This window comes from Geodermatophilus sp. URMC 63, assembly GCF_053502565.1.
In genome coordinates this window covers 4,126,439-4,144,497 of record NZ_CP199956.1, presented here as the reverse complement: position 1 = coordinate 4,144,497, position 18,059 = coordinate 4,126,439, and the positions used below count along the sequence as shown (strand labels likewise).

Genomic DNA, 18,059 nt, shown 5'->3' with positions numbered 1-18,059 from the left:
CGCCGTCCTCACCGGACGCGACGGCGGACTCCGGCTGCCTGCTGGCCCCCGACGCGACACGGTGGACACGGCGCGATGACCCTGCGGGGCTTCCTCCGGTGGCAGCCACAGCACCCAGCTGGTCACGCGGAGCGCCGGCAGTGCAGGACAGCCCGTCGGCGGGCCGCGGGCCCCTCCTGCCGCCCGGTCGTCCGCCAGGAGCGCGCCAGTCGTGCCTCGATGTCCGACGGCTGACCGCCGGCCGGCGTCAGGCCGTGGTGGAGAGCCGGTAGAGCGCGGTGTGGTGGACGTGCAGCACGGGCTCGGCGTCGGCCAGGACCAGAGCGTCGTAGCGGACTTCCTCGTGCCGGCCGCGCCGGCCCACGTCGGTGACGCGTCCGTGCACGGTCATCTGCGCAGGCAGCCGGACGATGCCGAGAAAAGTGCAGTCGCTCGCGGTGTGGATCCACGGTCCGAGGGCGACGTTGTGCATGAGCAGCTTGTTGACCAGGCGCAGCAACAGACCGGGATGCGCCCACAACCTCTCCCGGTACAGCGGCAATGGTTCGCCGATCGCATCGAGGTACCACTCGTTCTCCTCGACGGTGCCGGCCTCGTGGACGCTGCCGAACGGCCCGGCGACCGGGTCGATCACTGGCTCGCCGGCAGCTGACACCTCCGCGAAGTCGGCGAGGTCGGGGCGGTCCCCCGTGCGACCGGTCGAGCCCAGGCAGCGCACCTCACCGTCCGCGCCGGTGACGGTCAGCTGGCCACCGGTCACGTCGACGAGCAACTCCTCGCCGTCGTAGACCGGCCGACGGAAACGCAGATCAACCCGCCCGCCGGACAGCCACTCCTCTCCCCAAGCCGCCACCAAGGGCGTGGTCGTGCGGGCGAAGAGCTCCACCCCGGGCACCAGCGCGCCGGAGAAGCCGAACCGCCGGGCGACGCCGTCATCGTGGATCTTGTTCTCGGCCTCCTCGATGACACGGGCCACGAAGCGGTGCGGCGCAGGGGCGTCCATGTCGCCGGATGCTGCCACCATCGGACCCTTCGCTGTCGGCGCCGGCCGGCCCGGCACAGGCCTGAGAACGCGCCGTCGACGAGGTCCCCCGGGTCTCCGCTGGGACCACACGAGAGGTGGCACGGACCGCTGCCGCTGTCCGATTGGCGCCTCGGCCGACAGACGGCACGTCACAGGGACGCGTCCCGCCAGCACGCCCCGGTTGCGCCGGCCCCGACCTCTCCGATCCCTGCACGTCACCCGTGTCCGATCGGAGGCCCGGCAGCACGTCCGTAGCCGTGTGCGAGGGTACGGACTCCCCCTCGGACACCAGCTGACGGCTCATCGCCAGCCGTCGAGTCGTGTGCGTATGTGACGTGTCGCCCCTCGGACACTCTCCCGCCCCGGTGTCCCTGCAGGTCAGGGGCCCAGGGCGTTCGCATGAAGTGGCCCTCGAGGCCCTCGTGATACCCGCGTGATACTTCGTGCGCCGGATCAGCCCTCGAGCAGCGCGGCGAAGCGGTCGGCGGCCTCGCGGCCCATGCCGGGGTGCACGTGCTGGTAGACGGTGAGCGTGATAGTGGCGCTTGCGTGGCCCAGGCGCTCCGAGACGACCGTCACCGGCACGCCGTCGGCAAGCAGCAGGGTGGCGTGGGTGTGCCGCAGGTCGTGCAGTCGGATCACCGGCAACTGCTCCTCCCCCAGCGCCTTGCGGGCCTGGGCGACCTGGCCGGAGAAGCGGCGCGAGAATCGCTCCGGGTGCCGATGGGTGCCGTCGAGGTTGCTGAGGACGAGCGCCGAGTCCCGGGCGAGGTCGAGCGTCAGCGCACCGGGAACCGTGCGGTAGGCGCGCAGCGCGGCCACGGTGCCGGCATCGGGGTCGACGACCCGGGACCGGCCGGTCTTGGTCAGCCCCCCGACGAGGCGCTCGCCGCCGCCCTTGGCCTTCACCACGCCGACACTGCGGCGAGCCGCCAGGCGGCCGAGGTCCAGGCCGACGTCCCGCCAGCGCAGGGCCAGCGCCTCACCGCGGCGCATCCCAGTGTAGGCGAGCAGCCGCCAGGTCATGACGATGTCGGAGTCGTGCTCCTCGGCCCACCGCAGGAACCGGGCGAAGCTCGGGTGCGGTCCAAGCGTGCATCTCCGGCGACCGGGCCTGCGACGGACTCGGCGGGGTCGAGCGGTCGGTCGGGTTGACGGCGAGCCGGCCGTGCTTGACCGCGTCGTCGAGTGCTGACCGGAGGATGGTGTACACGTAACGGACCGTGCGGGGTGACAGTCCGCCCTGGCCGTCCGCCCTGCCCGAGGCCTCCAGCGTGCGCATCCAGGCGTCGACCGCCGTTCTGGTCAGGCGGTCCATGGGGGTGGCACCCAGACGGGGCGCGATGTGCAGACGCACGTTCTTCCAGTAGCTGGCCAGCGTCGCGGGCGCCAACCGCTGGCCCTCAAGCCACTCAGCCAGATGGGCGTCGAGGCGCTGCTTCGACGGCTCGACCCACTCGCCCGTCTCCGTCCTCCGGAGCTCCGCGCGCAGCGCGACGGCTGCTTCGCGTCTGGTCGTGAAGCCCCGCTTGAGGACCACGCGCTTGGTCCCGTCCTCCCGCAGCACCGGGTACCTGATGAGGAACCGGGGGCCGGCCTTCGTCTGGTACTCACTGATCCCGCCCTCGTCGGCCTGCCGGCGCTTCGTCGTGGCCATGAACCCATCCCTCCACCAGTCGGAGGCCAGGCCCGCCGTGCTGCCACTGGAGTCTCGCCCAGGTACCGAGCCAGGCGCTGGCCGCGGCGACGGGGCTCCTGGCAGCCTGCACGCTCGCGCTGAGGCCGGCCCGCAAGACCAACTCGGGTGATGTGCGGCAGGCCCTGGGCAAGGTCGTCGAGCCGGTGACCGGCTGGCTCGGCCGGTTGCCGCTGCTCCAACGATTGAGCCACCCCTGTCGGGCATTCGCCACGACCACCACCGGGACCTTCGTGCTCGCTGAAGATCGTCACCTCGCCGGCCGCACGACGGAGGTGCTGGGCCATGGCGTCGGCGTTCTGCTCGTCGCCTGCCTGGCGGTACGGGCGCGGTCGGTCGTCGCACGTCGGCCCGGTCCCAGACGGCCACACAGGCCGCCTGGGACCGGGCCTGCTGTTGGGGTCGCCACGGGGGCGGCGGGGCTGCCCTGGGCGCCTCTCCCGGCGGTGAGCTCGTCCCGGGACGACGCGCGCGTGTACTGGACGGCCTCTGTTGCGCTGGCACTCCTCGGCCTGCCCCTGCTGCTCGAAGCGGCACTGCTCGACGTGCCGCTGACGCGGCTGCTGGCGGTGACGACGGTCATCATGGCCGCGTCCGTGCTCACCCCGGTCAGGCCCCTCGACGGCAAGCGGATCGGCACCGGCCGCGCTGTGGCGAGCGTCGGCGCACTGGGCGGCGCAGCACTGCTCACGCTGGGGCTCATCTGAGCCATCCAGCCCTCGGCGCCGCAGCCGGGCTGGCATCCGGCAACTCGCCCGACCGCGTCCGTCATCGGGCGGAAGCCGAGCTGCACGGTCTTCGTTCGTGGACCTGATGTCACGCACCCTGCAATCTCATCGTTGAGGCGCCCATCTGTGGTAAGATACTCCACAATTGGCCCATCAATACATCGGGCCGGGAGTGCTCCTGTTTCGCCCTTCCCGAGTGATGAGGAGGCGATTCCGGGTGGTTGACACGCGACGGAACAGGGGAGCCGGTCCAGGGATCCTGTCAATTGGTGCTGTCGCCCTGGTCCTCAGTACTGCCGCTTGCGATGGCCCCGGAAGCGAAGAGGGCGGCGACGTGGCCCAACCGACGAGCTGGCGTGTAGTCGACATCGGAGACGTTGCGGTTGTCAACGTGCCGGCAGACGCGCATGACCGGAATGTGCAGCCCATCGACTCGATCGCAGGGATAATTGATGGCCGCGGATACGAGGTCGTGTACGAGTACGGTCCTCATGGCAGGATCGGCGGCTTCGAGAAAGAGCAGGGCCACGTCATCCGTGATCGAGAAGTCGACGGTCGGACTGGCACAGAGGCGTCGTACCGTGCTGATGGTGACCCATGGTCGATCGTCAGAGTTCTCCAGCTCCAGGATGGCAAGGATGCGCTGTCCGTGACAGTATCGTGCCTCGACGAAGAAACCTGTCAGATCGCTGACACGATATTCGACTCGGTCAAATTCCGGGCATCGTAGTACTAGGCCCTGTTTGAGAAGTTGCTCGGGGGCCGGGGGCGGCGTGTCGGTGCCGGAGAAAAGGCGAGGTCTCCGGTAGAGGGATCAACGACCAAGAAGACCCTCACCACGGAGACCTCGTGGACGGCACCCTACCCGCCGGTGCCCGCCATGACCTGACCGACGAGCAGTGGGCGATCCTCGCCTCGCTGCTGGAGTCGCTGCTCCCGGTCGGCAGGAAGCCCGGCAGACCCCGGAAATGGACCCTGCGCCAGCTCGTCGACGGCATCCGCTTCCGCACCCGGACCGGTTGCCCGTGGCGGGACGTGCCCGAGCGCTACGGCACCTGGCAGAGCATCTACGGACTGTTCCGCGCCTGGCAGCTGGCCGGCCGGTGGACCGCGATCCTCACCGGACTACCGGCGCTGGGCGAGGAGGCCGGAGGAATCGAGTGGGTGGTGTCGGTGGACTCCACGGTCAACCGGGCGCATCAGCACGCCGCCGGCGCCCGCCGTCATCCCGAAGCCCAGCGCACTCCGCCGGCCGGGGAGCCGCCCGATCACGCGCTGGGCCGCTCCCGCGGTGGCTTGTCGACGAAGGTGCACCTGGCCGTCGAGGCCGGCCGCAAGACGCTGGCCACCGCGCTCACCCCCGGGCAGGCGGCCGACAGCCCGCAGTTCACCACCGTGCTCGAGCGGATCGGGGTGCCACACCGCACCGGTCCGGGTCGCCCGCGCACCCGACCGGATCGGGTGCTGGCCGACAAGGCCTACTCCAGCCGGGCCAACCGCGCCTATCTGCGCCGCCGCGGCATCCCGGCGACCATCCCGGTCAAGGCCGACCAGCAGGCCAACCGGCGCAAGAAGGGCTCCGCCGGCGGTCGACCGCCGACGTTCGACCCGGCCCGCTACCGGCAGCGGCATGCCGTCGAATGCGGGATCAACCTGCACAAACAGCACCGCGGCTTCGCTACCCGCTACGACAAGCTCGCCGTCCGCTACGAGGCCACCGTCCAGATCAGCGACATCGACATCTGGCTGCGCGACCTTTCAAACAGGGCCTAGCGGGTGCGCTGCCTCCGACGGTGGAGGTCCCGACCGTCACTCGCGGACCAGGCTGCAATCCATCCCGACGCCGGGCTCATGATCGAACCCGGTCGAGGCGTTCTCCTGGATTCTCATCCAGTATGCGCTGCGCCGTGAGCCGTACGACCGATGGTTGACCTCTCGGCCGCTCTCGTGACGGGCCGGTGACGGAGCCGCTGCCACAGTGACCGCTCGGCGGTCATGAATTCGTGGTGATGCGGAGGGGATGTGGACGTCCTCGAGAACAGGGACCAGCAGGAGCCGATCACGCCGTCGGCCGAGGTGACCCGTCGCTGGCCGGGAGCGGCCCGGCCGCTGGGTGCTACACCCGACCGCGACGGCACCAACTTCGCCGTGTTCAGCGAGGTCGCCGACCAGGTGCACCTGTGCCTGTTCGACGACGCCCGCGCCGAGACGCAGGTACCTCTCACCGAGGTCGACGCCGACATCTGGCACGCCTACCTCCCCGGCGTCGGCCCGGGCCAGCGCTACGGCTACCGCGTCACCGGGGACTTCGACCCGGCCCGAGGAAGGCGCTGCAACCCGGCAAAGCTGCTTGTCGACCCCTACGCCAAGGCGATCGCCGGCCAGGTGCACTGGCACCCGGCGCTCAACGGCAGCCGGCCGGGCCAGCCCGACGTCCCCAGCGACGAGGACAGCGCTCCCTACGTGCCCCGCGGCCTCGACGTCGACCCAGCGTTCGACTGGGCGGACGACACCGCGCCGCGGACTCCGTACGCGGACACCGTCGTCTACGAGGTCCACGTCAAGGGCTTCACCCAGTGCCACCCGCTGGTGCCCGAGGAGCTGTGCGGCACCTACGCCGGGCTCGCCCACCCGGCGGCCCTCGAGCACCTGAACTCGCTGGGGGTGACCGCGGTCGAGCTGCTGCCGGTGCACCAGTTCGTGCACGACGGCTTCCTGCTCGACCGCGGGTTGCGTCAGTACTAGGGTTACAACACCCTCGGCTTCTTCTCCCCGCACGGGGAGTACGCCGCCGGCGGCGACACCGGTGCCCAGGTCACCGAGTTCAAGCAGATGGTCTCCGCGCTGCACCGGGCCGGCCTCGAGGTGGTCCTCGACGTCGTCTACAACCACACCGCCGAGGGCAACCACGACGGCCCCACGCTGTCGCTCAAGGGCCTCGACAACCGGGCCTACTACCGGCTCGTGCAGGGTGACGAGCGGTACTACTTCGACACCACCGGCACCGGGAACTCGCTCAACGTCACCCACTCGGCGCCCCTGCAGCTGATCATGGACTCGCTGCGCTACTGGGTGCTGGAGATGCACGTCGACGGCTTCCGCTTCGACCTGGCGACCACGCTGGCCCGCGAGGCCGGCCAGGACCCGACCCCTGCGGCGGTCTTCTTCGACCTCGTGCAGCAGGACCCGGTAATCGGCCAGGTCAAGCTGATCGCTGAGCCGTGGGACACCCAGGGCTACCAGGTGGGCGCCTTCCCCGACCTGTGGAGCGAGTGGAACGACCGCTACCGAAACACGGTCCGGGACCTGTGGCGCGGGCGGACCGCCGGGCTCGGCGACGTCGCCAGGCGTCTCTCCGGCTCCTCCGACCTGTACGAGGCCGGACGACGGCGCCCGACCGCGTCGGTCAACTACGTCACCGCGCACGACGGCTTCACCCTCCGCGACCTGGTGAGCTACGAGCGCAAGCACAACGAGGCGAACGGCGCGGACGACGGCACCGACGACAACCGGTCGGACAACCACGGCGTCGAGGGCCCGACCGACGACCCCGGCGTCCTGGCGCTGCGCGCCCGCCAGGTGCGCAACCTGCTGGCCACCCTGCTGCTCTCCCAGGGCGTGCCGATGCTGCTCGGCGGGGACGAGATCGGCCGCACCCAGGGCGGTAACAACAACGCCTACTGCCAGGACAGCGAGGTCTCCTGGTTCGACTGGGACGCCGCCGACACCGACCTGCTCTCCTTCACCCGCCGCCTCGTCGCCCTGCGCCGCGCGCACCCCGCACTCCGCCGCCGCCGGTTCTTCCAGGGCCGGCCGGTCCTCGATAGCGACGACGCCGACCTGGCCTGGTTCCGGCCGGACGGCACCCCGATGACCGGCCCGGACTGGGACACCCCGTGGGCACGCGCCCTCCTGGTGTTCCTCGCCGGCGACGGGATCAGCGAGCCCGGACCCCGCGGGGAGCGGATCCGCGACGACGACCTGCTCATCGCCGTCAACGCCGGCACCGGCCCGGTGGACTTCGTCCTACCCCCGGGCACGTGGTCGGTGGGGCTGGACACCGGGTCACCGCGGGGGGAGGCGACGGGTCCGGCTGGCCCGACCCTCCGGCTCGGCGACCGCCGACTGGTGCTCCTGCGCCGCCCGGTGAGCTGAACAGGGCGACGCCCCGGCCGGAGGACCGGCCGGGGCGTCGCCCCTCACGTCAGTTCCAGCCGCCGTTGGGCGTGCTCTGCCAGGTGTGCCAGAGCGCGTTGTCGAGGCCCTTGACGAAGACCTCCAACCGCCCGTCGGCGTTCCGCCAGGGCACCGGGCCGCCGACGAGCCCGCCACCGAGCGTGGCCCAGCCGCTCCAGCCGTTGTTCGGCGCGGTCTGCCAGATGTGCCACAGCGCGTTGTCCAGACCCCGGACGAAGACCTCCAGCCGGCCGTCCTTGTTGCTGTGCACCGACGGCAGGTCAATCCCGCCGCCCAGGGACGCCCAGCCGCTCCACCCGTTGTTCGGCTTGGTCTGCCAGATGTGCCACAGCGCGTTGTCGGTGCCCTTGACGAACACCTCCAACCGCCCGTCGGCGTTGCGGCTGGCCGAGGGCGGTCCGACGATGCCGCCGCCGAGGGACTGCCAGCTGCTCCAGCCGTTGTTGGGGGCGGTCTGCCAGATGTGCCAGAGCGCACCGTCGGCACCGCGGGAGAAGACCTCCAGCCGGCCGTCGGCGTTGCGCACGATCGACACCGGGCTGGTCAGCCGGCCGCCGAGGGACTGCCAGCTGCTCCAGCCGCTGTTCGGGGCGGTCTGCCAGATGTGCCAGAGCGCGCCGTCGCCGCCCTGCGCGAAGACCTCCATCCGGCCGTCGGCGTTGCTGGTGACCACCGGGTTGACGATCGATCCCCCGAGGGACTGCCAGCCGCTCCAGCCGCTGTTCGGGGCGGTCTGCCAGATGTGCCACAGCGCGCCGTCGTTGCCTCGGGCGAAGACCTCCATCCGGCCGTCGGCGTTGCGGCCGACGGTGGGCGCTCCCTGAATGCCGCCGCCGAGGGACTGCCAGGTGCTCCAGCCGTTGTTGGGGGCGGTCTGCCAGATGTGCCACAGCGCGTTGTCCGTGCCTCGGACGAAGACCTCCATCCGGCCGTCGGCGTTGGATCCCACCGCCGGGTCGAAGATCGTCCCTGACAGGGAGTGCCAGCGGAACCGGGCGCCGTAGATCGAGCGGATGCCGTCGATGTCGTCAGTGGTCAGCTCCCGCCGCGGTCCGCCGTAGAAGGCGAACATCACCGCCGAGGTCACCGAGGAGTGATTGAGCCCCAGCCCGTGCCCCAGCTCGTGGAGGGCGACGGTCGGCAGGTCGATGCCGCTGGGCGGGGTGTTGACCGACCAGTTCTCGGCCTCGTCGAAGTGGCAGTCGCCGGCGAGGTCCCCACCATTGGGCGGCGGGTAGAAGCAGTGCGCCAAGATGGTCCCCGGGCCGTCGAAGGCATTGGTCGCGCCGTCGCCGTGGTCGCCGGTGAAGAACCCGATGCGCATGTCACCGCCGGCCGGGTTCTCGACGAAGTTGAGCGGCGTCACCGCCGACCACCGGTCGAACGCGCCGGTCAGGGCGGTCCGCACCTCCGCGACCGTGAGGTCGGGGGTGGTGTTGGTGAACGAGTACGTGACGGTCGGGCCGGCCCAGCGGTTGCCCTGGGCGACGAACTCCGCCGAGCCGTCGGGCTGGACGACGTCGGGGAAGCCGCACCGCCGCCTGTTCATCAGCTCGACGGTCACGTCGTCGACCTCGCCGGTGGCCGGCAGCCCGTTGACCTGTTGGAAGAGCCGCACCGCCGTCTGCAACGTCTCGTCGAAGACCTCGGTGTCCTCCGGCGCGAAGGCCATCGCAGGACGCCACGTCGGGTACCTGCGGGCCAAGCTCTGGTTGGGGAAGTAGCCGAACCGGTGCAGGTACTCGTACGTCCGCGCGACCTGTTCCCCGCGGTCGCCGAGGGCGGCGGTCGCCGCGGGTGGGACGAATCGGGCGACCGGGGTCATCGACTCGCCCCCGGACGGCGGGGGCATCACCGATGCGGTGGTGGGGGCCGTCCGCTCGGACCTGGGAGTCGGGGGCAGGGACTCGGGGCGGGACGTCGTACGTGGGGTGTCGGTCATCGATGTCGTCCTCGGGGAGTTCGGCGGGGTGGCGAGTCTCAGGGTCGCCAGGAGGCGTCACCGGTCCGTCACCGGTAGGGCCGCCCCGGGCGCTGCCCACACCGACCGGGGAGCGCTCCGACAATGCGGATCCAGCAGCCGAAAGCCGCGACCCTTGTCCCCTGGTCGACGCCAGCTGCCAGGGCCTGAGCACCCAGACCGCCGACGCGGTCATCACTCGGCGGCCGGCCCGGCCGAAGAACCAGATCCCGGTCCTACCCGTCGTTGCCGCTGCGCACGAGGCCGAACCCAGGGTCACGCGTCGAAGCGGATCCGCGTCGAGCACGGCATCAGCCACGTGTAGACCGGCGGTCCCCGTCACGCCCCCTCGGCCAGGCGACCTCTTCGAGACGATGTTGTCAGCGGTCACCGAACTGGTCTCCAGTCAGGAATGAGCCCCACGACCTGGACGGCTCCACCGCTCGCCGGGAAGCTTTGCCGGCCGGCAGCGCCGCGTGATCGAACTGCCGCTGAACAGGTCGGGTCGACGACGACCCGCGGCTGACCATGCACGAGGTCGCAGGTGTGCACCTGACCTCGAGTGTCAGGACGACGAAGGCCCCTGACCGACGATCGTGCTGGTCAGGGGCCTTTCTTGCGCCCCCGGTTGGACTCGAACCAATAACCCTACGAATTCATCTTCATGCGTTTACTGGCGCTTGTTGCGGCGTACAAGACCAGCCCAAGGGCCATATTGGTGTTGAGCTGCGCGAAGCACTATTCGGGATCAACGGTCATGTCGAGTGCTTGAAGAACGTTGCGGAAGCAGGTCGTCGGGCTCTGCCTCGTCCTGACGGTCCGCCGCAGCCTGCGGCGTATGTCCTTGTCGGCGTCTTCCCCGCCGCCCCGGCTGATCAGCGACGAGTTGTGGGCGCTGTTCGAGCCGCTGATCCCGCCGCAGCCGCCGGCGGTGCACCGCCGCACCGGCCGACCTCGGGTCTCCGATCGCGATGTGCTCGAGCGCTACCTGCGCCGCCGCAGCATCACCGCCCGCATCGCCCGGATCGGGCGCGACTCCAGCACCCGGCTCGGCCGGCACCGCTGGGTGATCGAGCGCACCCTCGGCTGGCTGCTGTCCTATGAACGCCTCGCGCTGCGCTACGACCGCACCGCCACGACGATCACCGCCCTGGCCCGTCTCGCCGTCACCCTCATCTGCCCCCGACACCTACCGACGAACCGGCACCGGCGACGCGGCCGGCGAGCCGGGTGTCTGTGATGGAGCGTTGGTCTCGCGGGTGCGCTCCGGCGCCCCGCAGCTGATGATCTCCCGTAGATGGCCTCTCCGGGCGGACCCGTCGCTGCTCTCCAGCGGTCCCCGCCTCACTCGTCGTCGACGGGCTATTCAGGACCACCGGCCGACCGGCAGGAAGCGTGTGCGTGTGTAGCGTGTCGCCCCTCGGACACCGAGTTGCCCCCCGGCCCTTGCGGCCGCTGGGGGTTCTGCTCTCTAGGGACTCGGTGCGGTCAAGTCGTCCGTGGGCATCCAGGACCGCAGCCTTGGCCATGCGGTTCACCGCACAGCTCGATCCCTGCAGCAGGCCGGCCTGGCCTCTCCCGCCGAATCACCTCGGCATCCTGATCCCCTCTGGCGCGGACAGGACGCAGCGCCTACGGCGCGATCGCCGAGATCCCCGTCGGCGAGGACACTTCAGCGCTCAGGCACCGGGGGCCCGGTTCGACACCAATCCGCGAACCTCGCGCAGCGCCACGGAGAGCGTTGCCAGGTCGGCGCGATCGGCGGTGGCGATGTCGTTGAGGAGACCGAGGCACCGCCCGACCGCCGATTGATTGTGGGCGAATCCCCGCTGGATCAGCTCGTCGGTGTCCTGCGATGGGCCACCTACCTGCAACACCTCGGCGGTGAGCGAGGCCCGGACGGCGTAGAGGTCGTCGCGGAGCGCGGCCCGTGCCAGGGCCTGCCATCGGTCGTCCCGGGGCAGTCGCAGGATGCTCTGACGGAGCCAGTCGAGCTTCAGGTGCTGAACGAGGGCGAAGTAGACCCTGGCCACCTCCTGCAGCTCGCGACCGGTCACGGCGGCCACGTCGATGACGTCCAGCGCGGAGAAGAGCGCCGGCAGGGCGGCCACCCGCTCGGCCAGCCCCTCGGGGACCCCGTCCCCGATGGAGCGTGCGACAGCGTCGCGGAATTCGTTCTCCGGTCCCTCCGCTGCGGCGGCCTGGCGCAGGATCTCGTCGACCAGCACCGGAATGCCCGGCCGGAAGTGCTCGACCACAGTGGGGACGTCCAGTGGCTGGCGGCGGTTCCGGAGCAGCCAGCGGGTGGCGCGCTCAGCCAGCGTCCGCACCTCGAGGAAGAGCCGGATCCGCGCCTCCGTCGACACCCCGGGCAGCGACTCGATCTCGGCCTGCAGCTCCGCCAGCCCGAAGATCTCCCAGCTGGCGATGTGCGCGCGGGCGATGTGCGGGACGGGGAGGCCGATCTCCTCCGAGAGTCGGAACGCGAGGGTGCTGCCGGCGCGGTTGACCATCGCGTTCGTCACGGCCGTCGCGACGATCTCGCGGCGGAGCGGGTGGTCCGGCAGCCGGTCGGCGTACCGCTGCCGGAGGGCGGTCGGGAAGTAGTTGACCAGCTCCGCGGACAAGAACGCGTCGTCGGGCAGCTCGGAGGCGAGCAGCTCGTCGTAGATCCAGATCTTGGAGTAGGCCATCAGGACCGCGAACTCGGGCATGACCAGCCCGGTCCCGGCTGGGCGCTCGGCCAGTTCGTCGTCCGTCGGCAGGAACTCCAGTGCCCGGTTGAGCCGCCCGGAACGCTCGAGCAGATTCAGGTATCGCCCGTGCACGTCCCGGAGGAGGTGCGCCTGCGCTCGCGCGTTGTACAGCGCGCGGGTCTGCGCGGCGTTGTCGGCGAGCACGAGCGCGGCCACCTCGTCGGTCATCTCCGCCAGGAGGGCATCCCGTTGCTTGCCCGTGAGGTCGCCGTCGGCGACCACGCGATCGAGCAGGATCTTGATGTTGACCTCGTGGTCGGAGCAGTCCACGCCGGCGGAGTTGTCGATCGCGTCGGTGTTGATCCGCCCGCCGCGCAGCGCGAACTCGACCCGGGCGCGCTGGGTGAGGCCGAGGTTGCCGCCCTCCCCGACGACCCGGCAGCGCAGCCGTCCGGCGTCGACGCGCAGCTGGTCGTTGCGCTTGTCCCCCACGTCGGCATGGGTCTCCGCCGAGGCCTTGACGTAGGTGCCGACACCGCCGTTCCACAGCAGGTCGACCGGCGCCCTGAGGATGGCGCGGATGAGCTCGTCCGGCGTGCAGCTCCTCCTCGCTGACGTCCAGCCGGGCCCTGACCTCGGGTGACAGCGGGACCGTCTTGGCCGTCCGCGGGTGGACCCCGCCACCCGCCGAGATCAGCGAGGCGTCGTAGTCCGCCCAGCTGGAACCAGGCAGCCGCAACAGCCGGGAGCGTTCCTCGAAGCTGGTCGCCGCATCGGGGTCGGGGTCGAGGAAGACGTGCCGGTGGTCGAAGGCCGCCACCAGCCGGATGTGCCGCGACAGCAGCATGCCGTTGCCGAAGACGTCTCCCGACATGTCCCCGATCCCCGCGACCGTGACGTCGTCGTTCTGCACGTCGACGCCGAGATCGAGGAAGTGGCGTTGGACGGAGATCCAGGCACCGCGCGCCGTGATGCCCATCGCCTTGTGGTCGTAACCGGCCGAGCCGCCCGACGCGAAGGCGTCGCCCAGCCAGAACCCGTACTCCTGGGAGATGCCGTTGGCGATGTCGGAGAAGGTGGCAGTGCCCTTGTCGGCCGCCACGACCAGGTACGCGTCGTCCTCGTCGTAGCGCACGACGCGCCGGGGCGGGACCACCTCGCCGGCCACGAGGTTGTCCGTCACGTCGAGCAGGCCGCGGATGAAGGTCGAATAGCAGGCGACGACCTCGGCCTGCAGGCCGTCGCGGTCCCGGGGCGGGTTCTTGACGACGAACCCGCCCTTGGCGCCGACCGGCACGATGACGGCGTTCTTCACCGTCTGCGCCTTCATCAGTCCGAGCACCTCCGTCCGGAAGTCCTCCGGCCGGTCGGACCAACGCAGGCCGCCGCGGGCCACCGGGCCACCGCGCAGGTGCACGCCCTCGACACGGGGCGAGTAGACGAAGACCTCGAACATCGGCCGCGGGAGCGGAAGGTCGGGGATCTGCGCCGGAGAGAGCTTGATCGCGAGCCACGGCTTGGCGGCGCCATCCGGCCCGAGCTGGAAGTAGTTCGTCCGAAGCGTCGCCTCCACGATGCGGAGCAGGGTGCGCAGGACCCGGTCCTCGTTGAGACTGGTGACGGCGTCGAGGCCGCCCTCGAAGTCGTGGACCATGTGCTTGGCGACCAGGTCGCGGTCCGCGGCGGCGTCGGGATCCAGCCGCACCTGGAAGAGCTCGAAGAGCCTGCGGGCCAGTGACGGATTGTTGGCGAGGGTGGCCACCGTGTAGTCCAGGGCGAAGGTCGCGCCGACCTGTCTCAGGTACTTCGCGTAGGCCCGGACGACGGCCACTTCCCGCCCGCCCAGCCCGGCGCGGAGCACCAGCCGGTTGAGCCCGTCGTTCTCCAGGTCGCCGCGCCAGACCATCGCGAAAGCACTCTCGAAGCGCTCACGCATCCCCTCGGCGTCGAGGTCGGGCAGCTGGTCGTGGCGCAGCCCGAAATCGTAGATCCAGACCGGAGCGGCGCCCGCCGGGCGCACCTCGTAGGGGCGTTCATCGACGACGTGGACGCCCATGTTCTCCAGGAGTGGCAGGACGTCGGACAGGGTGACGGACTGGCCGTGGCGGAACAGCTTGAAGCGCAGCGTGCCCGGCGCGGCCTCCAACGGCCGGTACAGGTGCATCGCGAGGTCGTCGCCGGCGCCGAGCCCCTCCATCCGCCCGATGTCGACGACCGCAGCGGCTGCGGAGGTGTCGTGCTGATAGGCCGCGGGGAACGCGTCGGCGTAGCGGCCGTGCAGCTGGACCCCGCGCTCCTCGCCGAGCTGGTCCACCAAGGCGTCGTACAGGTCGTCGGACCACGAGCGCATCGCCGCCACCAGCCGGGCCTCGATCCCGGCCACGTCGTACTCCGGAACCGCGCCCGGTTCGGTCTGAACGGTGATGTGCAGCCGGGCGAGCACTGATTCGCTGACCTGGGTGGCGTACTGCGTGCTCACACCCTCGAAGGCCGCCCGCAGGATGCCTTCGATGCGAGTGCGCAGGGCCGTGGTGAGGCGGTCGCGGGGGAGGTACACCAGACACGACATGAACCGGCCGAACGGGTCGCGCCGCACGAGGAGGCGCAGCCGCTGACGGTCCTGGATGTCGAGGATGGCCGTGGCCGCCTCGTACAGCTCGCCGGCCTCGATCTGGAACAGCTCTTCGCGGGGGTAGCTCTCGAGGATGTTCAGCAGCATTCGCCCGTCGAAGCTGTCCGGAGGGAAGCCGGCCCGGTCGAGCACCGACTGCACCTTGCGGCGCAGGACCGGGATGTCGCGCGGCGACTGCCGGTATGCGGCGCTCGCCATGAGCCCCAGGAACCGCCGTTCGCCGACGGCGTCGCCCTCGGGACTCAGCACCTTGACGCCGACGTAGTCGAGGTACTTGGGCTTGTGGACGGTCGACCGCGAGTTCGCCTTGGTGAGGTTGAGCAGCCCCGGCTCGCGGGCCTTCTGCCGCACCTCCGGGGGCAGCTTCGCGAAGCTGTGGGAGACGGGTCGGCCTCGGCCGTCGCGCAGCAGCCCCAGCCCCGTCCCCGGGACGGCGGACAGCGTGTCCTCGCCGTCCTGTGTGCCGAGCTCGTATTCGCGGTAGCCGAGGAACGTGAAGTGGTCGTCGGCGAGCCACCGCAACAGGGCAGCGGCCTCCTTCCGGTCCTCCTCGCCGAAGGTCGACGCCCCGGTGTCCACGGTCTCGGCGACGACGAGCGCCTGCTCCCGCATCGCCGACCAGTCCTCAACCGCGGCACGCACGTCGCCCAGGACGCGGTGGACGTCGCGGGTCAGCTCGTCCACCACCCCGGCGCCGGTCTGCCGGTCGACCTCGAGGTGGACGAAGGACTCGGCCGCCGTCCCCGACGCCGGATCGTGCCGGTCGAGGATGTCGACGAGCGTCCCCCCGTCGCGGCGGACCGGAACGACCGGGTGCACCGTCAGGTGCAGTCCCAGTCCGTGCCGGATGACCTCCGTCGTGACCGAGTCGACGACGAACGGTATGTCGTCGGTCACGATGTCGACGACCGTGTGCGGCGAGCCGAAGCCGTGCTCCTCGAAATCCGGGGAGTACACGTGCACCGCGGGTTCCCCCGGCGGGCGGTCGAGGCCGAGCGTCAGGTGCGACATCGCGGTGCCGTACAGGTCGTGCACGTGCCGGGCCCCGAGATCCTCGCGGGCGACGTGCCGGTAGTACTGCCCGACGAACGTCTCGAACAGCCGCTGCTGCTCTGCTGTCAACCGCTCCCGCGCGTACCTCCGGATCTCGTCGATGATCTCGATCCGGTCGCGGGACGGGATGGTGGGCATGGCGACCCCCCCTTCGGCGCCGCCCAGGGTGCTCCTTTCGGTGTCACGCGCCAAGGTCGGTAGCCACCAGCCTCCGCATCCGTGCGCGGCTCCCGAGCACAGCGAAGCCCATACCGGCGTCCGTCAGCGCCCGTGGAGCGGCCTTCCGAGAGCAGCGATGCGGTCAGCACCGTTCGGGGCCTCGGGCCCTTTCCGTCTCGGTGATCCCATCGTCGTACCCGCAACCGCATCGAGATTTCGGGGAACTCTGCGCCGGTTCTCTGCAGTCGATGACGGTGGGCGACATGAGTCCGGCGGACCGCCCATTCAGGGACGTTCGACGGTGGCCGGCGGACCACCGATCGGCCACAGTGACGCCATCGCAGCCAGTCCCCGCGATTCCTTTTCGGCGTGCTCACCAGGTCCGGGGCCATGCCCCGGATGGGCCTGAAGGTCCTACCTCGTCTGCTCCGCAGCCGGCCACGCTCCCCGACCGTCGACCGCGCCGGTAGGCATGCCGAGCCCTTGGAGAGATGGCATTCCATCCCGAAGCCGACGCGAGAAGACTTCCCTGGCAGCGACAGAACGGACTGAGGACGATGGCTGACGAGGAACGGACCGTGGACGAATTGTCGGAAAGCGCGTGCTGGGCGTTGCTCCGCACCACCACTGTCGGCCGGCTGGCCGTGTGGGTGGACGACCATCCCGACATCTTCCCGCTCAACTATGCAGTTGATCACGGAACGTTGGTGTTCCGCTCCGGGGCAGGCAGCAAGGTGTCCGCCGCCTTGTCCGACGCTCAGGTGGCCCTGGAAGCCGACGGCTATGACGCCGGGACCGCGGAGGCCTGGAGCGTCGTGATCAGGGGAAATGCCGAGGAGATCCGCGGGGGTCCGGATCTGATCGACACCCTCGGTCTACCGCTCTATCCGTGGCAGGCGGGAGACAAGGGGCGATTCATCCGGATCGTTCCGACGACGACGAGCGGTAGGCGCTTCCGGGTCGCCGATCCCGGCGTATGGCAGACGCCGCTGTCAGGGGCGAAGCGCGCCTCGATGGAATGACGTCGCGGCCCAGGAAGAGCCGATCTTTCGACGCAGGCTACGGTTGGGGAACGACCTCGCTCCGCCCGCCGTCTCACACGAGAAGCGATCCTGTGGTGTATCCCGCACCCGGCGAGGAGAGATACACCGCTCCCGCGGCAATCTCGTCGGGCGTCGTCATCCGAGGGATCGGCCAGCGTGACGTCCGTCGAGTCTGTGCCTCCTCGTCGGCCCTGTACTTCACGGTCTTGCTCGTCGCGATCATGCCGGGGACGAGGCGTTGACGCCAACGCCGTGTGCGCCCCAATCGATCGCGAGAGTGCGTGTGAGGTAATGAAGTGCTGCTTTAGCGGTTCCGTAGGCTGCGAAGCGCGGACTCCCCGCGAGCCCGGATGCCGAGCCGACGAAGAGGACGCGCGCCCTGGGTCACCCGCGTGCGGTCGGAGCTGTTCGGCTCCCTCGGGGCCACAGCTGCTGACCACGGAACGGACAAGTGCGGCGTGCTGGGCTTGGAGGGCGAGGACCGGGCCACGGCCGGCAGGGCGCCTCCGGTCGGCGGGTGGCGTCTGTCCGACGGCAGCGGACGCTGCTGCTCGCCGGGAAGCACCGCGTCGCGTTCGACCCTGGGGATGGCACATCCACTCGCTCCGAGGTCACCACGGACCGGGTGCAGCCGTGTGCGTATGTAGCGTGTCGCCCCTCGGACACCTCGAAGTGGGATGCGTCCCACCCTCCTTCGGGTGAACTCCACCCAAATCGGCCGAGTCCGAGCCCCGCTGGCGAAACGCCCGGCACGGCTGCGGCCATGCCCCGAACAGCACCACCGGCCCCGCCGCACGCCCGGCGCCGCGGCGGCCCGTCCGCCCGCACGCCCAGCTCCTCGCTCCATTTGGCCACCGTGCCCGCAGTCGCT

At 70.5% G+C, this 18,059-nt stretch carries 13 protein-coding genes and 3 pseudogenes; 8 read left to right on the top strand and 8 right to left on the bottom strand.

The genetic code is table 11. The annotated features are described in order from the left end of the window. Window positions 1-247: 247 nt before the first annotated feature. The 3 genes from ACWIZO_RS20195 to ACWIZO_RS20185 form a co-directional block, all read right to left on the bottom strand. Window positions 248-1,003, bottom strand: coding sequence for a hypothetical protein (locus ACWIZO_RS20195; RefSeq protein ID WP_448639422.1), 756 nt, complete (start codon window positions 1,001-1,003; stop codon window positions 248-250). A 474-nt stretch (window positions 1,004-1,477) separates the two neighbouring features. Continuing rightward, window positions 1,478-2,020 (bottom strand): site-specific integrase, encoded by a 543-nt coding sequence (locus ACWIZO_RS20190; protein ID WP_448639421.1) that lies wholly within the window; start codon window positions 2,018-2,020, stop codon window positions 1,478-1,480. Further along, window positions 2,007-2,681 carry a hypothetical protein gene (locus tag ACWIZO_RS20185; RefSeq protein WP_448639420.1) on the bottom strand — a complete coding sequence of 225 codons (675 nt, stop codon included), beginning with the start codon at window positions 2,679-2,681 and terminating at the stop codon, window positions 2,007-2,009. Before ACWIZO_RS20185 ends, ACWIZO_RS20190 begins: the two co-directional genes overlap by 14 nt. 512 nt (window positions 2,682-3,193) lie before the next feature. Between ACWIZO_RS20185 and ACWIZO_RS20180 the strand changes: the two genes are divergently transcribed. From ACWIZO_RS20180 to ACWIZO_RS20160, 5 genes are all read left to right on the top strand, one after another. Further along, the gene (locus ACWIZO_RS20180; protein ID WP_448639419.1) at window positions 3,194-3,427 is read left to right on the top strand and encodes a hypothetical protein; all 234 of its coding nucleotides are present in this window, start codon (window positions 3,194-3,196) and stop codon (window positions 3,425-3,427) included. A 355-nt stretch (window positions 3,428-3,782) separates the two neighbouring features. Next, window positions 3,783-4,178 carry a hypothetical protein gene (locus tag ACWIZO_RS20175; RefSeq protein WP_448639418.1) on the top strand — a complete coding sequence of 132 codons (396 nt, stop codon included), beginning with the start codon at window positions 3,783-3,785 and terminating at the stop codon, window positions 4,176-4,178. A gap of 119 nt (window positions 4,179-4,297) precedes the next feature. After that, window positions 4,298-5,221: an IS5 family transposase gene (locus tag ACWIZO_RS20170; RefSeq protein ID WP_448639417.1), complete on the top strand. Its 924-nt coding sequence runs from the start codon at window positions 4,298-4,300 to the stop codon at window positions 5,219-5,221. Window positions 5,222-5,470: 249 nt separating this feature from the next. Next, window positions 5,471-6,193: a hypothetical protein gene (locus ACWIZO_RS20165; protein ID WP_448639416.1), complete on the top strand. Its 723-nt coding sequence runs from the start codon at window positions 5,471-5,473 to the stop codon at window positions 6,191-6,193. A gap of 87 nt (window positions 6,194-6,280) precedes the next feature. Next, complete coding sequence (locus ACWIZO_RS20160; protein WP_448639415.1) at window positions 6,281-7,603, top strand: glycogen debranching protein; 1,323 nt, start codon at window positions 6,281-6,283, stop codon at window positions 7,601-7,603. Window positions 7,604-7,652: 49 nt separating this feature from the next. On the opposite strand, the gene ACWIZO_RS20155 is transcribed toward ACWIZO_RS20160, so the two are convergent. Further along, on the bottom strand, window positions 7,653-9,497 hold the full coding sequence (locus ACWIZO_RS20155; protein ID WP_448639414.1) for a matrixin family metalloprotease: 1,845 nt from the start codon (window positions 9,495-9,497) through the stop codon (window positions 7,653-7,655). Window positions 9,498-10,584: 1,087 nt separating this feature from the next. Between ACWIZO_RS20155 and ACWIZO_RS20150 the strand changes: the two are divergent. Next, window positions 10,585-10,845: pseudogene (locus ACWIZO_RS20150) on the top strand (transposase); the annotation flags it as partial. Window positions 10,846-11,284: 439 nt separating this feature from the next. Here ACWIZO_RS20150 and ACWIZO_RS20145 read toward each other — a convergent pair. Both ACWIZO_RS20145 and ACWIZO_RS20140 read right to left on the bottom strand, forming a co-directional pair. After that, window positions 11,285-12,985, bottom strand: coding sequence for an NAD-glutamate dehydrogenase domain-containing protein (locus tag ACWIZO_RS20145; RefSeq protein ID WP_448642979.1), 1,701 nt, complete (start codon window positions 12,983-12,985; stop codon window positions 11,285-11,287). Beyond that, window positions 12,969-16,124 (bottom strand): annotated as a pseudogene (locus tag ACWIZO_RS20140) (NAD-glutamate dehydrogenase); the annotation flags it as partial. The gene ACWIZO_RS20145 and the pseudogene ACWIZO_RS20140, both read right to left, overlap by 17 nt. 578 nt (window positions 16,125-16,702) lie before the next feature. Between ACWIZO_RS20140 and ACWIZO_RS20135 the strand changes: the two are divergent. Continuing rightward, window positions 16,703-17,167, top strand: a complete 465-nt coding sequence (locus tag ACWIZO_RS20135) for a pyridoxamine 5'-phosphate oxidase family protein (protein WP_448639413.1) — start codon at window positions 16,703-16,705, stop codon at window positions 17,165-17,167. A gap of 73 nt (window positions 17,168-17,240) precedes the next feature. Here ACWIZO_RS20135 and ACWIZO_RS20130 read toward each other — a convergent pair whose 3' ends face one another. Beyond that, a complete protein-coding gene (locus ACWIZO_RS20130) occupies window positions 17,241-17,411 on the bottom strand; it encodes an SDR family oxidoreductase (protein WP_448639412.1) in 171 nt (56 codons plus the stop codon). Then, window positions 17,408-17,506 (bottom strand): annotated as a pseudogene (locus tag ACWIZO_RS20125) (SDR family oxidoreductase); the annotation flags it as partial. The gene ACWIZO_RS20130 and the pseudogene ACWIZO_RS20125, both read right to left, overlap by 4 nt. Before the next feature lie 32 nt (window positions 17,507-17,538). Between ACWIZO_RS20125 and ACWIZO_RS20120 the strand changes: the two are divergent. Then, complete coding sequence (locus ACWIZO_RS20120) at window positions 17,539-17,835, top strand: serine dehydratase beta chain (protein WP_448639411.1); 297 nt, start codon at window positions 17,539-17,541, stop codon at window positions 17,833-17,835. The last annotated feature ends 224 nt before the right edge of the window (window positions 17,836-18,059 follow it).

Bases quoted from the DNA above. Each gene is read 5' to 3' on its own strand.
- ACWIZO_RS20195 (WP_448639422.1), bottom strand. From the start codon at position 1,003: ATGGACGCCCCTGCGCCGCACCGCTTCGTGGCCCGTGTCATCGAGGAG.
- ACWIZO_RS20190 (WP_448639421.1), bottom strand. From the start codon at position 2,020: ATGCGCCGCGGTGAGGCGCTGGCCCTGCGCTGGCGGGACGTCGGCCTG.
- ACWIZO_RS20185 (WP_448639420.1), bottom strand. From the start codon at position 2,681: ATGGCCACGACGAAGCGCCGGCAGGCCGACGAGGGCGGGATCAGTGAG.
- ACWIZO_RS20160 (WP_448639415.1), top strand. From the start codon at position 6,281: ATGGTCTCCGCGCTGCACCGGGCCGGCCTCGAGGTGGTCCTCGACGTC.
- ACWIZO_RS20155 (WP_448639414.1), bottom strand. From the start codon at position 9,497: ATGCCCCCGCCGTCCGGGGGCGAGTCGATGACCCCGGTCGCCCGATTC.
- ACWIZO_RS20135 (WP_448639413.1), top strand. From the start codon at position 16,703: ATGGCTGACGAGGAACGGACCGTGGACGAATTGTCGGAAAGCGCGTGC.
- ACWIZO_RS20130 (WP_448639412.1), bottom strand. From the start codon at position 17,411: ATGATCGCGACGAGCAAGACCGTGAAGTACAGGGCCGACGAGGAGGCA.
- ACWIZO_RS20120 (WP_448639411.1), top strand. From the start codon at position 17,539: ATGCCGAGCCGACGAAGAGGACGCGCGCCCTGGGTCACCCGCGTGCGG.